This window comes from Arthrobacter sp. MYb224 (assembly GCF_002975455.1).
Classification (GTDB): domain Bacteria; phylum Actinomycetota; class Actinomycetes; order Actinomycetales; family Micrococcaceae; genus Glutamicibacter.
Genome location: NZ_PCPU01000002.1, coordinates 520,216 through 539,963, shown reverse-complemented (window position 1 = coordinate 539,963; position 19,748 = coordinate 520,216). Strand labels below are relative to the sequence as shown.

Annotated in this window: 22 protein-coding genes; 3 read left to right on the top strand and 19 right to left on the bottom strand. The window is 58.0% G+C overall.

What is annotated here, in order from left to right:
- Window positions 1-64 precede the first annotated feature (64 nt).
- Both CQ017_RS05645 and CQ017_RS05640 read right to left on the bottom strand, forming a co-directional pair.
- Complete coding sequence (locus CQ017_RS05645; RefSeq protein WP_146112433.1) at window positions 65-919, bottom strand: hypothetical protein; 855 nt, start codon at window positions 917-919, stop codon at window positions 65-67.
- 446 nt (window positions 920-1,365) lie between these two features.
- Window positions 1,366-2,589: an MFS transporter gene (locus tag CQ017_RS05640; protein ID WP_258133510.1), complete on the bottom strand. Its 1,224-nt coding sequence runs from the start codon at window positions 2,587-2,589 to the stop codon at window positions 1,366-1,368.
- A gap of 146 nt (window positions 2,590-2,735) precedes the next feature.
- Between CQ017_RS05640 and CQ017_RS05635 the strand changes: the two genes are divergently transcribed.
- The gene (locus tag CQ017_RS05635; protein WP_105552908.1) at window positions 2,736-3,512 is read left to right on the top strand and encodes a MerR family transcriptional regulator; all 777 of its coding nucleotides are present in this window, start codon (window positions 2,736-2,738) and stop codon (window positions 3,510-3,512) included.
- Window positions 3,513-3,585: 73 nt separating this feature from the next.
- On the opposite strand, the gene CQ017_RS05630 is transcribed toward CQ017_RS05635, so the two are convergent.
- Window positions 3,586-3,780: a helix-turn-helix domain-containing protein gene (locus CQ017_RS05630; protein ID WP_105552907.1), complete on the bottom strand. Its 195-nt coding sequence runs from the start codon at window positions 3,778-3,780 to the stop codon at window positions 3,586-3,588.
- A 242-nt stretch (window positions 3,781-4,022) separates the two neighbouring features.
- Between CQ017_RS05630 and CQ017_RS05625 the strand changes: the two genes are divergently transcribed.
- The gene (locus tag CQ017_RS05625) at window positions 4,023-4,511 is read left to right on the top strand and encodes an Lrp/AsnC family transcriptional regulator (protein WP_105552906.1); all 489 of its coding nucleotides are present in this window, start codon (window positions 4,023-4,025) and stop codon (window positions 4,509-4,511) included.
- Here the strand turns inward: CQ017_RS05625 and CQ017_RS05620 are convergent.
- The 5 genes from CQ017_RS05620 to CQ017_RS05600 form a co-directional block, all read right to left on the bottom strand.
- The gene (locus CQ017_RS05620) at window positions 4,508-5,716 is read right to left on the bottom strand and encodes an MFS transporter (protein WP_105552905.1); all 1,209 of its coding nucleotides are present in this window, start codon (window positions 5,714-5,716) and stop codon (window positions 4,508-4,510) included. The genes CQ017_RS05625 and CQ017_RS05620 overlap by 4 nt on opposite strands.
- Complete coding sequence (locus tag CQ017_RS05615; protein WP_105552904.1) at window positions 5,700-6,104, bottom strand: low molecular weight phosphatase family protein; 405 nt, start codon at window positions 6,102-6,104, stop codon at window positions 5,700-5,702. The genes CQ017_RS05620 and CQ017_RS05615 overlap by 17 nt, the downstream gene beginning before the upstream one ends.
- 74 nt (window positions 6,105-6,178) lie before the next feature.
- The gene (locus tag CQ017_RS05610; RefSeq protein WP_105552903.1) at window positions 6,179-7,687 is read right to left on the bottom strand and encodes an APC family permease; all 1,509 of its coding nucleotides are present in this window, start codon (window positions 7,685-7,687) and stop codon (window positions 6,179-6,181) included.
- Between the two features lie 79 nt (window positions 7,688-7,766).
- Complete coding sequence (locus CQ017_RS05605; RefSeq protein ID WP_105552902.1) at window positions 7,767-8,624, bottom strand: universal stress protein; 858 nt, start codon at window positions 8,622-8,624, stop codon at window positions 7,767-7,769.
- A gap of 2 nt (window positions 8,625-8,626) precedes the next feature.
- The gene (locus tag CQ017_RS05600) at window positions 8,627-10,039 is read right to left on the bottom strand and encodes an NAD(P)/FAD-dependent oxidoreductase (protein WP_105552901.1); all 1,413 of its coding nucleotides are present in this window, start codon (window positions 10,037-10,039) and stop codon (window positions 8,627-8,629) included.
- Between the two features lie 105 nt (window positions 10,040-10,144).
- Here CQ017_RS05600 and CQ017_RS05595 point away from each other — a divergent pair, with 105 nt between their 5' ends.
- Window positions 10,145-10,798 (top strand): TetR/AcrR family transcriptional regulator, encoded by a 654-nt coding sequence (locus tag CQ017_RS05595; RefSeq protein WP_105552900.1) that lies wholly within the window; start codon window positions 10,145-10,147, stop codon window positions 10,796-10,798.
- Between the two features lie 214 nt (window positions 10,799-11,012).
- Here the strand turns inward: CQ017_RS05595 and CQ017_RS18045 are convergent, their stop codons facing one another.
- The 11 genes from CQ017_RS18045 to CQ017_RS05535 form a co-directional block, all read right to left on the bottom strand.
- Window positions 11,013-11,201 (bottom strand): hypothetical protein, encoded by a 189-nt coding sequence (locus tag CQ017_RS18045; RefSeq protein WP_105552898.1) that lies wholly within the window; start codon window positions 11,199-11,201, stop codon window positions 11,013-11,015.
- Window positions 11,202-11,368: 167 nt separating this feature from the next.
- Window positions 11,369-11,734: a hypothetical protein gene (locus CQ017_RS05580; RefSeq protein WP_105552897.1), complete on the bottom strand. Its 366-nt coding sequence runs from the start codon at window positions 11,732-11,734 to the stop codon at window positions 11,369-11,371.
- Window positions 11,735-12,107: 373 nt separating this feature from the next.
- Window positions 12,108-12,347: a hypothetical protein gene (locus CQ017_RS05575; RefSeq protein WP_105552896.1), complete on the bottom strand. Its 240-nt coding sequence runs from the start codon at window positions 12,345-12,347 to the stop codon at window positions 12,108-12,110.
- Between the two features lie 302 nt (window positions 12,348-12,649).
- Window positions 12,650-13,138, bottom strand: a complete 489-nt coding sequence (locus CQ017_RS05570) for an Lrp/AsnC family transcriptional regulator (protein WP_105552895.1) — start codon at window positions 13,136-13,138, stop codon at window positions 12,650-12,652.
- An 88-nt stretch (window positions 13,139-13,226) separates the two neighbouring features.
- The gene (locus CQ017_RS05565; RefSeq protein WP_258133509.1) at window positions 13,227-13,700 is read right to left on the bottom strand and encodes a DedA family protein; all 474 of its coding nucleotides are present in this window, start codon (window positions 13,698-13,700) and stop codon (window positions 13,227-13,229) included.
- Between the two features lie 42 nt (window positions 13,701-13,742).
- The gene (locus tag CQ017_RS05560) at window positions 13,743-14,999 is read right to left on the bottom strand and encodes an MFS transporter (protein WP_105552893.1); all 1,257 of its coding nucleotides are present in this window, start codon (window positions 14,997-14,999) and stop codon (window positions 13,743-13,745) included.
- Entirely contained in the window at window positions 14,996-16,141 is a 1,146-nt protein-coding gene (locus CQ017_RS05555; RefSeq protein ID WP_105552892.1) for an NAD(P)/FAD-dependent oxidoreductase, read from the bottom strand. Before CQ017_RS05555 ends, CQ017_RS05560 begins: the two co-directional genes overlap by 4 nt.
- The gene (locus tag CQ017_RS05550) at window positions 16,142-16,459 is read right to left on the bottom strand and encodes a non-heme iron oxygenase ferredoxin subunit (protein WP_105552891.1); all 318 of its coding nucleotides are present in this window, start codon (window positions 16,457-16,459) and stop codon (window positions 16,142-16,144) included.
- Between the two features lie 174 nt (window positions 16,460-16,633).
- Window positions 16,634-17,710 (bottom strand): ABC transporter ATP-binding protein, encoded by a 1,077-nt coding sequence (locus CQ017_RS05545; protein WP_105552890.1) that lies wholly within the window; start codon window positions 17,708-17,710, stop codon window positions 16,634-16,636.
- Complete coding sequence (locus CQ017_RS05540) at window positions 17,707-18,774, bottom strand: ABC transporter ATP-binding protein (protein WP_308727243.1); 1,068 nt, start codon at window positions 18,772-18,774, stop codon at window positions 17,707-17,709. Before CQ017_RS05540 ends, CQ017_RS05545 begins: the two co-directional genes overlap by 4 nt.
- Window positions 18,771-19,745, bottom strand: a complete 975-nt coding sequence (locus CQ017_RS05535; protein WP_105552888.1) for an ABC transporter permease — start codon at window positions 19,743-19,745, stop codon at window positions 18,771-18,773. Before CQ017_RS05535 ends, CQ017_RS05540 begins: the two co-directional genes overlap by 4 nt.
- Window positions 19,746-19,748 lie beyond the last annotated feature (3 nt).

The window sequence follows — 19,748 nt, the reverse complement described above, 5'->3', positions numbered from 1 at the left end:
CTCCTTCGAGTATTCCAGAATTTGCCTGCATTCCAAGGCTGCGAGCGCATTGGCCGCAGCGGGGCTAGTAGGAGCGCCGCCTGACCTTGCGGACAATTAGCAGAATGACGCTCACTAGCATCGCCGTCGCAAGCGTCACCAACGCCGGAATGATCCAGTCGGATTGCCGTACGGCAGCTACGGTCAGCTCGCCGAATCTGCTCAAGGATGCGCCCCATGACCCCTCAGGGTTTTCCAAGATCGTGACCACCGCGGAGATCACCGCGGGCATGATCCATTGAATTGCCAAGGCAATAATCCAGAGGACCAGATGCCAGGCTCGGAGAAAACCAAGGAATCCCAGCACGAATCCGAGCAGCAACGGGCCGGCATAGGTCAGCGAGGAATAGATGTTTGGATCGGCCGGAGTATACGTCGCCACCATTTGCATCCATTGCCCCACGCTGAATGCGAGCACTGCGACCAGCAGGGCCACCACGCTCAGCCGCAATTTTGCGATGACAAAATAGAGGATCTGGGAAATCACCAGCAGCGTTCCGAAAACCCATAGCTCCCTTTGGGTTTCGGGGCTGGCACCCCCCTGCAGAAAATTCGGCTCGCCGCCCAATATCCAATGCGCCGCTAGTCCCAAGAGGGAGAGCATCATGCCCACATCGGTCAGAATCGCGAAGCTCGTCGCGCGCCGCCCAATGATTCGGGCAAACCAACCGCCGAGCAGAGCGACAAGGGAGAAAACAATAATCAGGCCCGCTGCGTCGGAATCCGGAGCAGGCAACAGCGACTCGTCTCGTTGCCCGAGCCACAACCAAAGCCAAGGAGCAACCGCAAGTAGTACAACGAATAACCCCGCAACGATCTGGGCCCACCAGGGACTCCAGAAGTTCCGGCTGCTTCTCATATTCAACGTATGTGCTCCCACGGGCTCATTCTGTCAGAGGAGCGAGTCTGATTCTAGGACCCCAGGAGCTGTTTCAGCGCGTCGGCCACCGGTGTCACAGCGTCGACAAGTTCAACGGTTGCGGCGGTCCGGATCGTTTTGGGCTGCACTGCCCCGTGGCACAACGCCAAAGAGACCCGTACACGTTTCCCCTCAAACGGGGAAGCGTGTACGGGTCTCTTGATCAGACCTTTTGATGCCCGACGACGGTGTATTTGTCCCGTGTCTAGATGCGCCCGCGAAGATGTGGGTGATCTTTACGGTGACCGGCGTAAGCCATGCCAGGTGGTAACCCGATGACTTCAACTGAAACCAGTAAATACCAAATCAATCACTGTGTGCAACCGACCTGTTGATGAGTGATCAATATGATCAGTCCTAATACTTTGAGGTACCTTAGAGCCGACATTCTGCCGAATCCACTGAATTTAGTGTCGTGGATCACTGTCTTCAACGGCTTCGCTATGGACTCTTTCAATCTTGATCTTTCGCTCGGACACCGCGGAGGACAAGAACATCGCCACGATGACAAACCCCAAAGGCAGGATCAATGCCTGACGCAGCCCAAATTCATCACCCACGAATCCGAGGAGTGGCGGGCCGACCAGGAATGCGATGTATCCAATAGTTGCTGCTACGGCGACGCGTCCTGCAGGATCATTTCCTGAGGCTCCAGCGGCAGAAATCGCCAGCGGAAATGCGAGCGAGGTGCCGATTCCCCACAGAATGACTGCGCTGCCTGCAAGAACCGGGTTATCGAGAAAGATGACGCCGGACAGGCCGGACGCACCGAGGAAGGCGCTCACGGCAAAGGTCCGGCTCGCGCCGAAACGTGCGATGAACCAGCCGCCGCAGAACCTGCCAATGGTCATCGCCAACGCGAAGCCGGTGAAAATCAGGGAGCCCGCGGCCGGGTCAAACCCGTGGCCGTCCACCATGACCAGCGGGAGCCAATCATTGGCGGACCCTTCGGCGAGCGCCATCGCCAAGACGATGAAGCCGATCAGCAACAAGCGAGGATCCAGCCACAACCGCGCGGTGCGCTGCGGCACTTCTCCATCCTGCCTGTGCGTATCGATTTTTCCGGTTCCCTGCGGAAGATAGCGATTGACGTAGAGGAATAGCGCGAGGGAAAGCAGGCCGCTGAGCACCAAGTGCCAAATTACAGGGAAGGCCAGCGACGTGAAGACTATCCCGAGGCTCGCCCCAATGACGGTACCGAGCGAGAAGAAGCCGTGCAGGCTCGCAAGGAATGGCTTCTTGGTGATTCGTTCCACCTCGGCGCCTTCCACGTTCATGCCAACTTCTGCACTGCCCATTCCGGCGCCGAAGATGAATAGACCCGCGGCGACGCACCATTCCAATTGGAAGTGGGCGCTTATTCCAATCAGCGGCATAGAGATAACCACGGCGGATGAGCCTGCTTGGATCACCGGACGGGCCGCGAAACGCGCAACGAGCTTTCCGGAGAAGATAATTCCAAGCATCGATCCTACGGATAAGCCGAAGAGCACAAGCCCCATCTTGGCGGGGGTAGCTTCGAGCAGATCGCGAATGGCCGGTGTACGGGTTACCCAAGAGGACATCGTCAGCCCGGGGAGGAAAAACAGCGTATACAGCGCCCAACGGCGTTGGGTAATGGTCGGTGCCAAGTCCGCTCCTGGTGCGGGTGCAGTCGGTGCCGAAATCGGCATTCATAGTAAATCTACACAAGGTTGGCATTTGCAGGACAACTTTGTCTGCAGAAACATCATTACGCCTTGACCTTGACGCTGCGTCAACCCTTAGCGTGGTAGCCATGAACGATTTTCTGTCGACCAATCCCGGTGGTGCGCACTCGATCAGTGAAGTGGCACGGGCCGCAGGTGTGAGCAGTCGAACCCTGCGCCACTACGACCATATCGGTCTACTCCATCCGAGCTGGACCGCAGACAATGGGTACCGTTTTTACACCCGGCATGAGTTGGTGCGCCTGCAGCGCATTCTTCTAATGCGTCAGTTGGGACTGAAGCTGGAAACCATTGGCGAAATCATTGATGAGCATCAAGATGAGATTTCTGCCCTCCAAACCCATATCACCGAGTTGTGGAACCAACGCACTGCTTTAGATGCCCAAATCAACGCCCTGAGGCACACCATCCAATCGCTAAGATCAGGAGAGAGCATGAATGTAGATCAAGCCTTCGACGGCTTCAACGAACAATACAAAGACGAGGTAGTCGCCCGTTGGGGCCAAGAGAGCTACGTAAAGTCGGATCAGTGGTGGCGCGGACAGTCGAAGGACCAACAGGCCGCACAGCTGCAGCAGGTGAAAGACCTAAATGAAAAGTGGATACAGGCTGGGCGTTCAGGCATAGACCCAGCTGGTGACCGAGCCCAACAAATTGCTGCGGAGCATGTAGCTTGGCTCAATAGCATCCCCGGAACCCCGGGCCATGAGGGAGATGAAGCACAGCTTAGGCAATATGTATTGGGGTTGGCCGAGATGTACGTGGCCGATGAACGATTCGCGAAGAACTACGAAGACCAAGCTCCCTTTGTGAAGGCATCTTTGGAACGTTTTATGCAGGGGTAGTTGCACTCCTAGAGGTAAATCCCGTCCGGGGCTGTCCCTCGGTCGGGATTTACTGCTGTCGCCTACACATGCGCTATTCGCTGCCGTCGCTGATTTCGTCGCGGGCTTGGGCGTAGCGGTGCTGAATGTAGTTTTCCAATTCGACCCTTTCGACCCGCCACATGCCACGTCCACCAATCTGTATCGCCGGAAGCTCGCCGCTTTTCACCAGTGCGCGTACCTGCGGAAGCTTGACGTTCAACTCTTCGGCGACGTCTTCCAATCTCATAAACCTCATACTTGATAGGTTACTGTTATTTGCGGTTATTTGGTGTGGGAATAGGCAAGTTGTGGATAAGCCGGTGTTCGAAGATTCGACTGCATCCGGGCGATGACACATAATGAGTTAGACGCAACAAAACCGGTCAGACCGTGCAACACACTTGGGTGCGGCTGGTCATTTTGACTAAAATCCTATGAAGGCACTTACGCCGCCGCCCACCCAACTTGCCAGCACAGGAGAAACTCCATATGCATTCGGAAACGTATCAGCTCGATGAGACCGACCGCCGAATCCTGTTGGCCCTGGATGCCGATCCCCGAGTGCCGATCATGATGCTGGCACAGCAGCTGGGTTTGGCCCGCGGCACCGTGCAGACCCGGCTGGAACGGCTGGCCCACTCTGGCGCGTTGCGTCCAAATACCGCACGGATCCTGCCAAGCTCGATGGGGCGCGGAGTCAGCGCGTTCGTCAGTGCAGAGCTCAACCAGTCAAGTTTGAATGAAGCCATCGAGGCACTTCGCGGCATCCCAGAGGTACTCGAATGTGTTGCACCGGCCGGTGAAACCGACTTGTTGATCCGCGTCTCGGCCACCGATCCAGATGATCTATATCGAGTCTCCGAAGAGATCCGCCTATGTCCTGGCATCACGCGCACATCTACCTCGATGATTCTGCGCGACGTGATCCCCTACCGCACCACCGAATTGCTCAAGAAACTCAGCGGAACCAAGAACTAGCTAGCTACTAGATCCAGTGTCCTTGCCGGAAGGTTTCTACGCGCGGCAAATACGCACACCATGCTGAGCAAGCAAAGCCCGATTAGCAACGCGATAAACCAGATGGGGTCCGCGAATGGACGCCACATGGCGAAGAGGGTCGGGAAGCTAAATCCGATAAAGCACACCGCATAGAACCGTCCGGTGAGTTTGCCCATTTCTGCCGATCCGGCAAGGTCAAGCACCTGGCTCAACCCAGCCACCAGCAAGACGCCATTTGCCGAACCCGAGAGAATAAAGGCGAGGACGCCCAAGGCTTCGGAGCCGGTCGTGTAAACCACGATCATCAAGAGAAAAGCCAGGACCGCCAGAGTGAGCCCGGCGAGCAATAGGTTCACCTTGCTGGTGTTGTTGTATCGTTTGGCCAGTGGCTGGATGATCACTCCCATGCCCATGGTGATGGCAACCGCGGCGGTGGTGTAGAACAGCGATGACTGGCCAGCGTCCGTGCTCAATGCGGGAACTATGGCAAAGCCACTAGCGGCCAGCCCAAAGACCCACGGAGCCGCTGGAAGAACGACGAATCTGAAGCGGGCGAGATTCTCCGCCGTGGTGCTGCCTCCAGCTGTTCGAAGTTTGGGAGCTTTTTCTTCCTTGACTGTGGTGATCAGCAGCAGCCAAGACACAGCAGCTACGGCGTGAATTCCATAAGCCAGTTCGGGGCTAGCGCTCGCGCCAACTATTGCCCCGGAAATTATCGGTCCCAAGGCAAAGCCTGCCGAGGTGCACAGGGCCGCACGAGTGGCTCCTGCCGGACCGACGCTCAGTACTTTAACCCAGCTGGTCACCGCGACCATCGCCAGTCCCATCCCCATTCCGGTGAAGACACGTCCGAGATACAACCCGGAGTCGTTCACCATGCCGAACATCATGGCAACCGAACCCAGCGTGGACGCGGTCAGCGCCAGCAGCGTGAACGGCTTGCGGCCAAATTTGTCGGCCAGGGGCCCGCCCAAGAGCAAAGTGGGGATCATGCCGAGCAAATAGCTGCCCATCACCAGCATCGCTTCAATTTCGTTCAACTCGCGGTGCTGCTGGTACCAGCTAATAAGCGATACGTACTGGTTGGCGCACCAGCCAGTGAGGACTAGGCAGATGCCTGGAAGCCACCATGAATTCTTGCCCTGCTTGGTCTTGCTCGTGGTGATCTTACTTCTCCAGTTCATGGAACAGTTCGCGAACGCGATCTGCAATTTCGTCACGGATCATATTCATCCGTTCCGCACCGGTGACCCCGTCTTCGCTCGGTTCATAGGTGATCCAGCGTTCGGTGGGGATCGCTTCGTCAATGCTAGGGTTGGCTTCGCTCCCCAAGATGACTACGCGGTCCACCTTCTCCACGACCGATGAATCAATAGCCTTAGGCGTTCCGGCAGACATGTCTGCACCGGTTTCGGCCAAAGAATCGACCGCCTCGTGATTGATCACGGTGCCAGGGTTTGTACCGGCCGAATAGCTGGTGACCGTGCCGCCAGAAACAAGATCCATCAATGCCGCAGCCATTTGCGACTTGCCTGCATTGCGCGAGCAGATAAAAAGAACCGAAGTAGCCATGAACTCATTGAACCACCCACAAGGCATTCGTGGGTGGTTCAATGATATTTGTTGAGGGCACATTATGGCTGCGCTCAACGCGTTTTGATTGTTTCTCCCTTGAAGAAAGCGGGATGCCGCACCCTGGTGAAGAGCATGATTGCTACGCCAAGCAGCAGCACACCTACGCCGAGGATGAAGACCATTCCCACATTGCCGATCGCGGATCCGGAACCGTAATCGGGGTTCATCGATTCGACGGCGGTGCTGAAGAACATTACCAGCAGCACCACACCGCCGGCCAAAGGAGCCAAGAATTTGAAGAAGAAATTCCGCACGTTGGTAAATAGTTCACCGCGGAAATACCAGACGCAGGCCAGCGCCGTCAGTCCGTAGTAGAAGCAGATCATCAGCCCGAGCGCCGTGATGGTGTCCCACAATGCATTTTCGGAGATCAGCCGGGTCACGACATAGAACACCGCGGCGGCAGCTGCCGAGACGATGGTAGCTACCGAGGGCGACATGAAGCGTGGCGAAATCTTGGCGAAGCTCGGCGGCAAGGCCTTGTAGTAGCCCATGGCGAGCAAGGTGCGTGCCGGAGACACCATGGTTGACTGCAGCGAGGCTGCCGAGGAGGAGAGAATCGCCAATGACATCAGGATGGCCAGTGGACCCATGATCGGCCCCGAAAGCACCGCAAAAATCGATTCTTGGTTCGCTTCATTGCCTGCCCCGAGCCCGGTTTCACCCACACCTGCCCAGTAGAGGACTCCCAAGGAAACCGCTAGATACAAGGCGATGATCAGGAGCACTGTCCAGGTCGCGCCGCGTCCGGGTACCTTGTTGGGGTCGGTGGTTTCTTCGTTCATGGTCAGCGTGACATCCCATCCCCAGAACACGAAGATGGATAGCGAGATGCCCGCGGCAAAGGCCGAGAATGAATCCACGCTCGCCGGGTTGAACATGTCTAAGGTGATCGGCGTGCGGTCAAAGGGCGTGCTGTTGGTGAAGGCCATGACGGCAAAGAGCAGCAGCACCGATACTTGGAAACCGACCAAAATATATTGAAACACCTTGGTTGCGTTCAGTCCGCGATAGGAAATATAAGCCGCCGCGGCGATAAAGGCCAGTGTGGTGGGAATGTTGACCCAAAGATTATCCGTCAGCTCGGCAATCGCTTGATTGCCGGTGAGCTGGGCGATGAGGATATAGAAGAAATCCACGGCTACGGCCGCCAGATTCGATAAGACGATCACCGTCGCCGCGATCAGCCCCCAGCCACCCATCCAACCGATCATGGGACCAAAGGCGCGGGTGGCCCAGGTAAATGAAGTCCCCGAGTCCGGCATCGCGTTGTTTAGCTCGCGGTAGCCCAGTGCCACCAGCAGCATCGGAATGAAACCCGCCAGCAAGATGGCCGGAAGTTGCGTGCCGACCTCGGACACCGTGGCGCCTAGACCGGCGGTCAAGGTGTAGGCCGGGGCAATACAGGAAATACCGATCACGACCAGTCCCAGCACGCCTACGGTGCCGGTGGACAGGCCCTTGGAGTGCAGGCCGGTGTCCGGTTGCTCGACGGTGTCCCGTCTGAGATCTTGCGACATAGTGATTACCTTCTGGGGTTCATGCTGGGCAGGCGTCGTCGTCTGTCCACGGTGCGGGCAGCGCCCGCTCCACGGATTTTTAGTTCGGCACCACGGCCATGGGGACGTTGAGCTGGCGCAGAATTCGTTGTGCCTTGGGACCGATGAATAGGCGCCGGGTGGCGGCAAGCCGCGCCGAGCCAAGAATGGCGAATTCGCCATCAATCCATTCCAGGGACTCGATGGCCTCATCCAGGCTTTGCCCCGAAACCACTTCAACGGATGCCTGCAGTCCCATGGAGTCGGTCAGTTCGGTGAGGAACTTCCTGGTGCGCACCAGATGCTGGTTCAGCTCGGTGGCCGGGTCAGACACATCAGAGTCAGCCACGAGGGTGGCCACACGTAAATCCACGCCACGGGCTGTGGCGAATCTAGCTGCGCTGGCGATCACCTCGCGTGCCCCGGGGCGGTCCCCCACGAAGGCTGTCATGCGGGTGATCCTCCCTTGGGCCGCACGCAGCGAGGCTAGCGCTTGCGGGCTGGACATGATCACCGAAACGCTCGAAGCGTGCAGGAGCGCGTTCGCCACGCCACCGGGCATGAAGAAACCCGCCCGGTGGCGTTTGCGTCCGCCCAAGACGATCCCATGGGCTCCGCTGTCTTCGGCCAGCTCCATCAGACCTTCGGCCACCGAAGGCACCGAGCGGGCTACCACGCGAACGGTGACTCCCGCCGGGACCTGGTTCAGCGCGTGGGCGGCCCATTCATCGACCTTGGCGGAGAGAATCGAGTCGAATCCGTGGTCCCCGCCGGGATAGACGGCGCTGAACGGGGTACTGGCAGGGAGCACTATCGCGATCACCAGGCTGGGTGACAAGGTGCCCTGCACCAGGGCCGCGGCCAGTTCGATGGCTTCGGCGCCGCGTTGATCTGCGGTGTATCCTACAAGCAATTTCATGGCTAGGCGGTGACCTTATTCAGTGGAGCCACACCGTCATAGTTTTCGTCGTAGCTGGCCCCGTCAAGCTCGGCGATGATTCGTGCGGCCGAGCGGCGGCCCATTCGCACGGCGCCATCCACGTGCTGGAATCCTTCTCCGGCGAGGTCTGAGGAGGAGAAGTAGAGCGGTCCGACGTTGTCATTTTGGGTTGCGCCGAACCGCGAGAGGCCGCCCAAGTCGTAGCTGGTGGCATAGGCCCCGCGGGTCCATTCTTCGGCGCCGAAATCCGAAAGGTAGAAGACCTTTGGCTCCAAGGCTTTCTCGCCGAGGAATTCGCAGATCCCCTGCAGGATCTGCTCCTTGCGGTCTTCTTCGTTCAGTTCCCACATGGCATCGGCGTTGACGTCAGAGATGAAACCGACCAGGGTACCGGTGCTTTCTCCGGTGTAGGTGTTGTCATAGAGTTCCTGGACCAAGGAGCTTGGGCCGAAACAGGTTCCGGATAGCCCGGCTTCTCGCCAGAACGGCGTCTCGTACACGGCATGGACCTTGATCACTAGACCCATGGAGTGGTGCTGGTGGGTGATCAGCTGCTTGCGGGGAAGCGCCGGCACATAGCTGATGCGCGAGTACAGGTTCGGCGGAACTGCAATGACAGCCTTCTTGGCCTTCACGCTGACGGTAGCTCCGTGGGCGATTACCCCATCTTCAGACCATTCGAGCTTCAACACCGGATTCTCCAGGAATACGTCGTCGCCGAGGCGCGCGGCCACCGTTTTGGAAACTCCCTGCATGGTGCCCACGATGCGTCGGTCAAGGATGAAATCCTCATCAACAAGGTTGTCGAAAGATCCTGCCGAGGATGCCATCAGCACCGCTTGCAATGCCGAGAAGGTGTGCGCCGGTTTGGTCAGCATGCCACCGGCGATAAATAGCCCAATGTTTTCGCAGGCGAGGTTGTCTGCCGAATGTTCGCGCAAGAAATGATGGAAGGAGACCATGTCCAGCTCCTTGGCGCGCGGGTGCTCCCATGGCTTGTCTGGATTCATCTGTGCCGCAAGCTCATTCATCAGCTCAATGAGTTTGTTCATTTCGACTACGGTGCTTGCCGCGACCGGGAAATCCGCGCCTTCATAGACGATGCTCTCGCCATCGGTGGTTCGATAGACGCTCTTGCCCGCTTTGTAGCGTTCGAAGGTTTCGATGCCCAACTCGTCGATCAGCGAATACAATCCGGTCTGATCCGGGCTGATCCACTGGCCACCGATTTCAATGGTGGCGCCGTCCATTTCTTCGCTCCAGGTGCGCCCGCCTACACGGTCACGCGCTTCGAGCACCGCCACGGTCTTGCCGCATTTTTGCAGTTCGAAGGCGGCGGTGAGACCCGATGGCCCAGCACCGATCACAACGACGTCACGTTCAAGTTGTTTCATGGTAATTCTCCTCAACGCTAAATGAATTTGGTTCATTTACCTCTGCGTATAGCATAGAGTACGAACATGCGCTTGTGAAGCATGCCACGTCAGGGGGAAATTGGAATGACCACCGAAGGTGCCCGACGGGCCGGTCGACCACGCACAGCGATACTCAACCGTGACCGAATCACCGAGCACGCGCTGGGTCTCGTATCGCAGGACGGCTATGACGCACTGACCATGCAGCAACTGGCCAGGTCCTTGGGGGTCTCGCCTTCGGCCCTCTACAACCACGTGGATTCCAAGCAAGACCTGCTGCAATGGATTCAGGAATTGGTGATGGCGGAGGTGGACACCTCCGCCTTCGAAAAACTAGAAATCCACGAGGCGCTGATTCACTGGGCTACCAGCTACCGCGATATTTTCGCCAAGCACATTCCATTGATCCCGATTATCGCCGTGCTCCCGGTGGCCGATTCGCCACGCACCTTGGGCATGTATGAGCATGTGGCAAAGGCGTTGAAAAACTACGGGCTCGCCGAATCCGAGATCGTTCCGACGATTGTCGCCCTGGAGTCGTTCATCTTCGGCTCAGCCATGGACACCGCAGCGCCACATGACATTTTTGACACGAGCAATCGCCAAGATGCCACCCCTAATTTCACGCAGGCCGTTGCGGCGCAGCGCGAGACGGGAATCAACACCAGCGACGATTCCTTTAGACGCGGAATCCGCGCGCTGGTGCTCGGCTTGCTGGTTTCGCGAGACCAGCTATGAGGCAAAGCCGTACGCCTGCTGGGAGTTCAAGGCTTTCGGCCAAACAGTGGGCAGCCATCGCGCTGGGAATTATTGCGCTGGTCTTTATCTTGCAGAACCTTCAATTCGTGCGTGTGGAACTGCTGCTCTTCCACACCGCCGCTCCGCTGTGGGCCGTGCTCTCCGCCACTTTGGCCATAGGTTATGTGATTGGGCGGTTCTCTAAGAAGCGGGATTAGTCATCAAGGAACGCCCATTCGCCAACCTCTTCACCCTCGGCATCGAGGATGTCCCCCTGAGCGCCTGGCTCTAGCGGGTAGATGGCGATATTCTTCGACCAGTCCGCGAGTATCTTCTGCAACTCCTCGAGTGGCTTGAGCTTCATACTCTCGGAGTCGAAGTTTACTTCCATTACGAAACGCATGTCGGGCTCCAATCCGTGGGATTGTCGCCATCCTATGCCCAGAATTTCTTAATTACGAGTCTTGTCAGCGGCGCTCCGAGATGCGCACGCAGCCGAAGTACCAGCAATACAGAAGCAGCTTGGGCGAAACCAATAGGTTTCGCCCAAGCTGCTTGAAAATTCTGGAGTTAGGGCATAGCACCCATGGTCGACAGCGACGCGATCGCCTCGTTGCCACCGACCTTGTACAGAGCCAGCAGCAATCCGCCGAAGACGATTCCCATCACGGCGCTGAACCCGAGAGAGATCTTCACCAGCGAGCGCACTTCCTGGCGGCTGACTACCGATTCATCTTCCAGGTAGGAAACTGCTCCGCGGCTAATCGATTCTGCCGGACTAAGCGCTCGGGCACTGAGCAGATTCGACGCCGAATCCGTTGCGCCCCCACGCAGATAGGCAACAGTTGCACGGTTTTTGCGATCCTGACGAAACTTGACGATACTTGCGCCATGACGGGCCAAGAGTATGTCTTCGCCGAGAGGGATCGCACCCATGTTCTGCTCCTAGATTTTTGCCAACATCGTAATTCCAGTAAAGCCCATAAATTTTCCCCTTTTTTACAGAACCCTCTAATTCGTTCACAACGTCACAGCACCTTGTGATTCAATCCGCATGAATAACCGGAAGTTACGGCAAAAATGGTGACTTGCGCCATTTATCAAAGAGGGTAAAAATCAAAGCGTAAATATGATTCTGAAGATTATTTATTCTTTAACTAATCTAGGTTTTGCGACCCGTCCATCATCACTCAGGCGGCGAATGCGACGGGTCTAGCGAAGAGCCTGAGCGGGGAAATGAATGACGGCGGTGAGCGAATCCGAAATGTTCTATTCACCGCCGCCATTGAAGGTAGCGCGCCGATACCTGCTAGGCGGTCTTCATCTGCCCTTGCTTGCGGTCGCGCTTAGCTTCGTGAATATGTGCCTTGAGCTCCTGATTCGTCAGGTTCTCCGGGGATGCGACGCCATGCTTATTTGCCTGCCGAATCAGCGACTCGCGGATCTCTGCTGCGTGTGTTCGCCGGTATTTCGCGACCAGATAGATACTGGCGCCAACAAGCGCCGTAAGGGTGACCAATGCGGCCAGTACAGTTACGTCAACACTCATTAAGTTCTCGGCCTCCTCAAAACTCAACCGCGGATGCGGCTAGCCTCGACCGAGGCATCATCAGCGATGGTTCGCGACTTCGAAACGCCTCACCTCGGAAGAGAACGTTCATCTTAGCATTTTTATTCGAATAATGCCAGTCGCTATCGTCAGGAAGTACGAATCGAGAGCGTGTTTCCGAAGCCTGCAAATCGTTCTACTTTCGCACGCTGGCTTCGATTCCGTTGTGGACCATATTCCCGATACGTTCTCATCCAAACGTCAGTATCGTCGAGGGGTGCCAACCGGGTTGCAACCATTCGTTAATACTCGTCGGTGCCATGGCTGTGTTCAAAGACCAGAGAAGTTTGGGTGGTGGCCACCGCGGGATTCGCTGACAGGTTGTCCAAGACGAACTGCCGCACATCTGAGGAGTTCCGGACAGCAACGTGCAGGACGAAATCGTCGGCGCCGCCGAGGAAGAACAGCTGGCGGACCCCGGGTTTAGCACGCATGTCCGAAGCGAAGCTGGACATCAGGTGACGTGCGCCCGGACGTATTTTGACGAAGATCAGCGCCTCGAGCTCCCGACCAAGAACTTGCGGATCGACCTCGATGGTGAATCGGGAGATGACTCCGGAGTCGCGTAGGGCATTTAGTCGAGCCAGGCAGGTGGATGCCGCAATTCCCAATTCCTCGGCCAACGAGTTATTAGTTCTACGTGAATTCTCCGAGAGCAGCGCCAACAACCGTCGGTCTAGCTCATCGAGCTGGGCAGTTCTTTTTTCGCCAGACGCGGGGTTATTGAGCATCTATTTGCACCAGCTTTCACTACCAAGTTTTTTTGGGCCTTGCCGCCTTGGACGTCTTTACATTCTCTAGAACAACATCATAGTGAGTTCATGATTGATCAGGCATGCTCTCTTCGGAAGCGGCACCGCTGATCCGTTCGGAATTGCGCTTGCGGTAGCGGAGGAAAAAATACACGATCACCGCGATGGCCAACAAGGCAGCAACAATATACGGCCAATCCAGCGAGAGCCAGGCGTAGAACACCGCCATGCCAATGGTCGTGTAAATCAAGGCCCAGGCCAGCGCTCCTACCGTCACCGCAGGCAGGTAGCGCCGTAGCGGCATCCGGCTAGCCCCGGCCGAGGCATTAACCGCAGACTGAATTCCAACGGTGAGGAAGCACAATGGAACCGCAAGCATTCCCCACCGTGCAATGAATCTTTGGGCACGCCGGTACACAATTCCGTGCATGATTCTTTGATACCGGGTGTTTTCCACCCCGCGTGCCACTGCGCGGCCTACCCAATAGGTCGCGTTGCCGCGAAGCATCGCTCCGAAAAAGAAGAATGTGAAAGTCACCATGAAAGGTGCCTCATTCACCAGCCAATCAATTGTCATTTACCGCTACGGGACACTTTTGATCTTCGTGACCAGTACGGCACCTACGAGGCTGATCACCGCGGAGCAGATGAACAAGGTTGAATATCCGCCGAACCAAGTCACCGACAGCCAAGCGACAAGCGGGGCTACGACCTGAGGCAGGGAGTTCGCAATATTGATCATGCCCAGATCCTTGCCCCGTGAGTCTTCATGCGGAAGGACCTGGGTTAGCAGGGCAAAATCCACCGCTAGGTAGGCTCCGAAACCAATGCCCAGCAGTACCGCGGCAATGATTGCGGTGCCAAAGGAAGAGGCGAAAGCCAGCGTGAGGGCAGCAATGGCCACGATGACCGAGGAGATGATTACATACTTCTTGCGCTTCCCATCCCGATCTGACAAGCGTCCAGATATCACCGAGGAGAAGATCACGCAGAAGGCGTAAATGGCGGTCAGCACCAGCACCCCGGTGGCTGGTTCCGGATGATGCAGTTCGTCTTGCAAGAAGAAGAGCAGGTATACCAAACATAGTTGGCTGCCCAGATACAGCAGGAATCGAGTCAGCCAGGCCCACCCGAAATCGGTGTACTGCAGGGGGTTGATCCAGAAGCTCTTGATGAATTCCAAGAGTTTCAACGGTTCCAGCGTTCCCTTGGGCAACGGCACGTCCTGGCGCATCAATACGAATGGAATGGCGCAGATCGCCACCGCAGTAGCGACCATGGCATAGCCGAAAACCAGGTTCGAGGCGGCCACCATGCCGATGACCGCACCAATAAGCGAACCACAGGTCTGGCCCAGTGCTACCAGTCCACCGACCAGTCCGCGTTGTTCCACCGGCACCTTATCCGGGATGGCCGCGAAGATCGCGGCCAGTGCCGCGTTGCCGGCTGCCTGCATCAACGCCCAGCCGATTACCAGCATGGTCACCGTCTGCGCGGTGGACATCAAGAGCAATGCCAGCGCGGCAAAGACGGTTCCACACATCACCCACGGGACGCGTCGGCCAAATTTCGAGGTGCTCCGGTCGCTCAAGGCACCGAATAACGGGTTGGCAACCAGCGACACCGCCGCGCCCACACCGGTGACCAGCGAAAGAATGGCGTTTTTCTGGCTGGCGTCCAGCTGTTCGGCGTGCAGGCCAAGCAGCACCTGAATCGGCGCGAAAAAGCCGACATTGATGCCGATATGGACAATGACGACCGCGGCTATCCACCCGGCTCCTACGCGCTTCGTCGGAACGCGAAGAGCTTCGGGCAACCGCGAATTACGTTCTGTGATCATGTTCGGTCCTGCCGTCCAAGGTCGCGAGGACCGACCAGTGGGTCTCGTAGTTCTTCAATGCTCGGGGTCACGCCTCGGGCAATAAGTCGTTTAACTGCCTTGGACATCAGCCCGCCATCGACCATTGATGCGGCGATCAGGCTTCCGGACTCGTCCAAACCAAAGAGTACCTGCAGCTGGCCGCGCCGGTTCAACCGCGAAATGGTTCGACTTGCCTTGCCGAAGTCCCCCACCGTTTCGACGTGGCTGTCGTGGCGGTCAGACCAGAACCAAGGAACCGAGTGTGCGGTTGCTTCGGTGCCCATGATGGTTGCGGCAGCAATGGCTGCATCCTCCATGGCGGCTTCCCAGTGCACCGCACGAGGCCGCTGAAGCATGCGCGCGGCGTCCCCAATAGCAAGGACCTGCCGCTGACTGGTGGTGCGCAGGGATTCATCGACAACAATCCCGTCGTTGATTTCCAACCCCATATCCGCTGCGAGCGTGGTTTCGGCGGTGACACCGATTGCTGCAACGATGATTTCTGCATCGATCCGCCGACCGGAAACCATCGCGTGCGTCGGACCGAGCTCGGTCACCGCCCCCGTCATCGAGGTAATCCCGCGGCGGGAATGCTCGGCATGCAGCGCCGTTGCCATGTCTGTGCCCAAGACTTTGGACAGCGGAGCCGAAGAGCTGGACACGAGGGTCACCTGCGCTCCGAGCATTTTTGCGGTGGCGGCGAACTCCGCACCGACCAGTCCGGCGCCGATGACGAGGACTCGTTGGCCGAACATTCCATCTTCCAGCATCGACGACAGAAAAACGGCGTCTTCTCCGCTGTGCAGGCTGCGCGCGTATTCTGCGCCTGGCACCTGAAGCTTGTTGGGAGTGGTGCCGGTGGCGAGCACCACCCAATCGTCCGGCTCCGTGGGTACGCTCAGTTCGGTGACCGATTCCTGGACCAGCCCCACGCCATGTTCCTCGAACCACGAGAGCGGAACAAAGTGCTCACGCTGCAGCGACTTGCTTAGCGGTGGCCGGTCATAGGGAAGCCCCTCGGGGTCACTGATCTTGATGCTTCCGGAATATCCCTTGTTGACCAATTCGCGCGCAAGGGTAAATCCGGCAACGCCACCGCCGACAATATGAACTGACGGCATTTAGATATCTAGCTCCAAATTCCCGTCAACTACCGCAACCTTGTAGGTGCGCGCGTCATCGGTGGCGGGAAGGCACTGCACCTTTCCGCTCTTCAAATCGAAGGTGGAGGCGTGCAATGGGCATTCAACCTCGCACCCTTCGACCCAACCGTCGGAGAGCGAAGCGATCTCATGGGGGCATTCGTCCTGCAATGCATAAAAATTGCCGTCTGCTGCATGGAAAATCGCAATGTCTTCGCTGGCGCCGCTGTCACTGGCGGGGACCAGCAGAGCGTCTCCTCTGGAAATCTGTTCTGCGGGACCGACTTGGTAGCTCACGATGACTCCTTGTTGTTGAACACGTCTGGAACCATCTTGTCACTTTCGCCCCTCACTCACCTATCTGGCAGGCCACTATGATGCAATGCAATCTGGCCTGCTACGCGCTGGCTTGCTGGAGGCCGTGACATGCAGCGCCGGCACGGCCTCCAGCAGCGTGCATCGAGTGCCGGTTTAACCTGCAGGAATTAGTCCCGCTTCGGAGGGATCAGCCACAGGAAAGTGGCATTCGGCCACATGCGCTCCGGCGCCCGGTCCGACTCCGGGCATCCCCAAGCTGACTTGACCAGAGTCATTTCTAGTCATCTTTTCTGGCCGCTCTGCGCTGCAAATGGGTTGTGCTTTCCAGCACCGCGTGCGAAAGCGGCACCCAGACGGTGGATCCAGCGGTGATGGCAGCTCGCCTTGCAACACGATTCGCCGGGCCGGACGTTTAGCGGGATCAAGCTTCGGCGACGCGGACATCAACGAGGCGGTGTACGGATGAAGAGGCGCGTCGAAGACCTGCTCGGTGGATCCAGATTCGATGATCCGGCCCAAATACATGACCGCGACCCGGTCGGTGACGTGCCGAACCACCGACAGATCGTGGGAAATGAAGATGTAACTCACGCCCAACTCCTGCTGCAGATCGTTGAGCAGATTGAGCACCTGCGCTTGTACCGAGAGGTCCAGGGCAGAGACCGGCTCGTCAAGGATGATCAGGTCGGGGTCCAAAGCCAGCGCCCGGGCAATCCCAATGCGCTGCCGCTGTCCTCCGGAAAATTCCTGCGGAGACTTGGCGGCATCTGTTGAGCGCAGCCCCACCAGATCCAGCAGTTCATTCAGCCTTCTGTTCTTGGCCGCGGTTCCTCGATACAGGTCCTTGTGTGTTGCAAAGGGCTCCGTAATGATTTGCCCCGCGGTCATGCGGGCATTAAGCGAGGCGAAGGGGTCTTGAAATACCATTTGCACTCGGCGTCGCCAGGTAAGCAATTCCTTGCCCCGCAGGGCGAAGGGGTCCTGCCCTTCAAAGCGCACAGTCCCCGTATCCGGAGTCTCCAGCATCATCAGGGTGCGGGCAAGCGTTGACTTGCCGCACCCCGATTCTCCGACCAGCCCAAGGGTTTCGCCCTGGCGTACATGGAGATTAATGCCGTCCAGGGCCCGTAGCTCTTTGCTTCCGGCGGCCCCGGCCGATACGTGGAAGGTCTTGGACAAGTCCTTGACCTCCAGCACGTTCTCGGGGCTCATACTAGGCGAAGTGCTCATCGGATTTCCTCCTTGACGTTGTTGGCATCATCGTTGTCGGTCTTGGCCGCTGACACCTTTTCGGCGAAGTGGCACGCCGCGCGTTGTCCATCTGCCGTGTCCCGCAGCAGCGGGCGCTCTTGACGGCAGATAGCACTCGCCAGCGGGCAGCGATCCTGATAGACGCACCCGGCAGGAATCTTGGTTAGTTCCGGAGGGCTGCCCGGAATCGAAGACAGCCCTTCGCCGCGCTGCGCATCGGTCGGCACCGACTCGAGCAACCCCTTGGTGTATGGGTGGGTGGGGTGAGAGAACACCTTGTCGACGCTGCCTTGCTCAACGACGTTTCCGGCATACATCACGCACACCTCGTCGGCTTCTTCCGCCACCACCGCGAGGTCGTGGGTAATGAGCACAACCGCCATCTGCTGTTCGGTACGCAATTTACGCAGCAACAACATGATTTGCGCCTGGACCGTCACGTCCAGAGCGGTGGTGGGCTCATCGGCGATCAGCAACTGCGGACTGAGCGCGACGGCCATCGCGATCAGGATGCGCTGGCGCATGCCCCCGGAGAACTGGTGCGGGTAGGAGTTCACTCTGGTTTCGGGTTCCGGTATGCCTACCCGGCGCATCAGGTCGATCGCCTCGGCTTTGGCCTGCTTCTTGCTGGCCCCACGGTGGATGCGGAACGCCTCCCCCAGCTGAGTGCCAATGGTATAGACCGGATTCAGTGCGGTCAGCGCGTCCTGGAAGACGATACCCAGCCCGGGGCCGGCGACCGCCCGGCGCTGTTTCGGATTCATCTGGTTCAGGTCTTGGCCATCGAGTACCGCGGTGCCGCCGGCGACGGAGGCCACCGGGTCGAGCAGCCCGGCAATGGCCTTGGCGGTCATCGATTTCCCGCACCCGGACTCGCCCAGCAGGGCTAGCGTCTGGCCGCGCCGCGCGGCGAAACTCACCTGGCTGACCACCCTCACGGTTCCCTGCGGAGTGCGTATGTCCACGTCGAGTCCGGTGACTTCGAGCACCGTGTCGGTAGGCGGATCTGATTGCGCTGTCGGTTCAAGCATCTCGGTCATCATTTCGCGTCCTTGATTACTGCGGTGAGGTCCTTCTTTGCCTGCTTATCCAGCGTCAATCGCCAGCGTTGGGCCGGATCGGTGGCAATGCGCATCCATGCGGCCAGCACGTTGGCGGCCACCGCCGTGATCACAATGGCAAGCCCCGGAAGGATCGAAAGCCACCAGGCGGTCTGCAGGTACTGGCGTCCTTGGGCGACCATCAGCCCCCAGGAAACGTCTGGTGGCTGGATGCCGATCCCCAGGAATGACAGCGAGGATTCGGCGAGCATTACGAAACAGAATTCCAGGGTCGCCAGGGTCAGCAGGGTCGGGGTGACGACCGGGATCACATGCCGCACGATAATCGAGTTGGGTTTGGTTCCGAAGGTCCGCGCCGCGTCCACAAAGGTGCGCGACTGCAGCTCGGCAGATTCGGCCCGTGCGGTACGCATGTAGATCGGGATGCGGGTAATCGCCAGAATTAGCACAATATTTGCAGCCGACGGGCTGAAAACAAAAAGAACAACTACGGCAAGCAGCAACGAGGGAAAGGACATGATGATGTCCGCCAGGCGCATTGAGATATTTTCGCGCCGGCCGCGGTGATAGCCCGCCCAAACTCCCCAGAGCGAACCGAGGAAGAGGGCAACGAGCACCGCAGGAACGGCGACCAGCAATGTGGTCTGGGTCGCGACAACCATCCGGGCAAGCATGGAACGGCCCAGCGAATCCGAACCCAGAAAATAGGCCCAGCCATTTGCCGGATCAAATGGCGCCTTATTCATGAACATCAGATCTTGATTGGTGGCCAGTTCACCCATCAGGGATGGCCCGAAAGCCGCAGTCAGCAGGACGAAGCCGAGAATTACCGCGGCTACGGTGGCAAATTTATCGCGCAGCAGCATGCTCAGCATGCTCGGCCGCCCCAGTCGTTGGGCGACCGATGTCTTAACCGTCTTGCCGGGCACCGGCTGATCTTGGATTTGTGTCATGGC

What these genes read in the sequence shown, in the direction of transcription:
- CQ017_RS05580 (WP_105552897.1), bottom strand. Translation starts at nt 11,734, where the DNA reads ATGGGTGCGATCCCTCTCGGCGAAGACATACTCTTGGCCCGTCATGGC.
- CQ017_RS05630 (WP_105552907.1), bottom strand. Translation starts at nt 3,780, where the DNA reads ATGAGATTGGAAGACGTCGCCGAAGAGTTGAACGTCAAGCTTCCGCAG.
- CQ017_RS05605 (WP_105552902.1), bottom strand. Translation starts at nt 8,624, where the DNA reads ATGAAATTGCTTGTAGGATACACCGCAGATCAACGCGGCGCCGAAGCC.
- CQ017_RS05555 (WP_105552892.1), bottom strand. Translation starts at nt 16,141, where the DNA reads ATGCCGTCAGTTCATATTGTCGGCGGTGGCGTTGCCGGATTTACCCTT.
- CQ017_RS05610 (WP_105552903.1), bottom strand. Translation starts at nt 7,687, where the DNA reads ATGTCGCAAGATCTCAGACGGGACACCGTCGAGCAACCGGACACCGGC.
- CQ017_RS05535 (WP_105552888.1), bottom strand. Translation starts at nt 19,745, where the DNA reads ATGACACAAATCCAAGATCAGCCGGTGCCCGGCAAGACGGTTAAGACA.
- CQ017_RS18045 (WP_105552898.1), bottom strand. Translation starts at nt 11,201, where the DNA reads ATGCGTTTCGTAATGGAAGTAAACTTCGACTCCGAGAGTATGAAGCTC.
- CQ017_RS05560 (WP_105552893.1), bottom strand. Translation starts at nt 14,999, where the DNA reads ATGATCACAGAACGTAATTCGCGGTTGCCCGAAGCTCTTCGCGTTCCG.
- CQ017_RS05615 (WP_105552904.1), bottom strand. Translation starts at nt 6,104, where the DNA reads ATGGCTACTTCGGTTCTTTTTATCTGCTCGCGCAATGCAGGCAAGTCG.
- CQ017_RS05545 (WP_105552890.1), bottom strand. Translation starts at nt 17,710, where the DNA reads ATGAGCACTTCGCCTAGTATGAGCCCCGAGAACGTGCTGGAGGTCAAG.
- CQ017_RS05625 (WP_105552906.1), top strand. Translation starts at nt 4,023, where the DNA reads ATGCATTCGGAAACGTATCAGCTCGATGAGACCGACCGCCGAATCCTG.
- CQ017_RS05570 (WP_105552895.1), bottom strand. Translation starts at nt 13,138, where the DNA reads ATGCTCAATAACCCCGCGTCTGGCGAAAAAAGAACTGCCCAGCTCGAT.
- CQ017_RS05595 (WP_105552900.1), top strand. Translation starts at nt 10,145, where the DNA reads ATGACCACCGAAGGTGCCCGACGGGCCGGTCGACCACGCACAGCGATA.
- CQ017_RS05575 (WP_105552896.1), bottom strand. Translation starts at nt 12,347, where the DNA reads ATGAGTGTTGACGTAACTGTACTGGCCGCATTGGTCACCCTTACGGCG.
- CQ017_RS05540 (WP_308727243.1), bottom strand. Translation starts at nt 18,774, where the DNA reads ATGATGACCGAGATGCTTGAACCGACAGCGCAATCAGATCCGCCTACC.
- CQ017_RS05600 (WP_105552901.1), bottom strand. Translation starts at nt 10,039, where the DNA reads ATGAAACAACTTGAACGTGACGTCGTTGTGATCGGTGCTGGGCCATCG.
- CQ017_RS05620 (WP_105552905.1), bottom strand. Translation starts at nt 5,716, where the DNA reads ATGAACTGGAGAAGTAAGATCACCACGAGCAAGACCAAGCAGGGCAAG.
- CQ017_RS05565 (WP_258133509.1), bottom strand. Translation starts at nt 13,700, where the DNA reads ATGGTGACTTTCACATTCTTCTTTTTCGGAGCGATGCTTCGCGGCAAC.
- CQ017_RS05635 (WP_105552908.1), top strand. Translation starts at nt 2,736, where the DNA reads ATGAACGATTTTCTGTCGACCAATCCCGGTGGTGCGCACTCGATCAGT.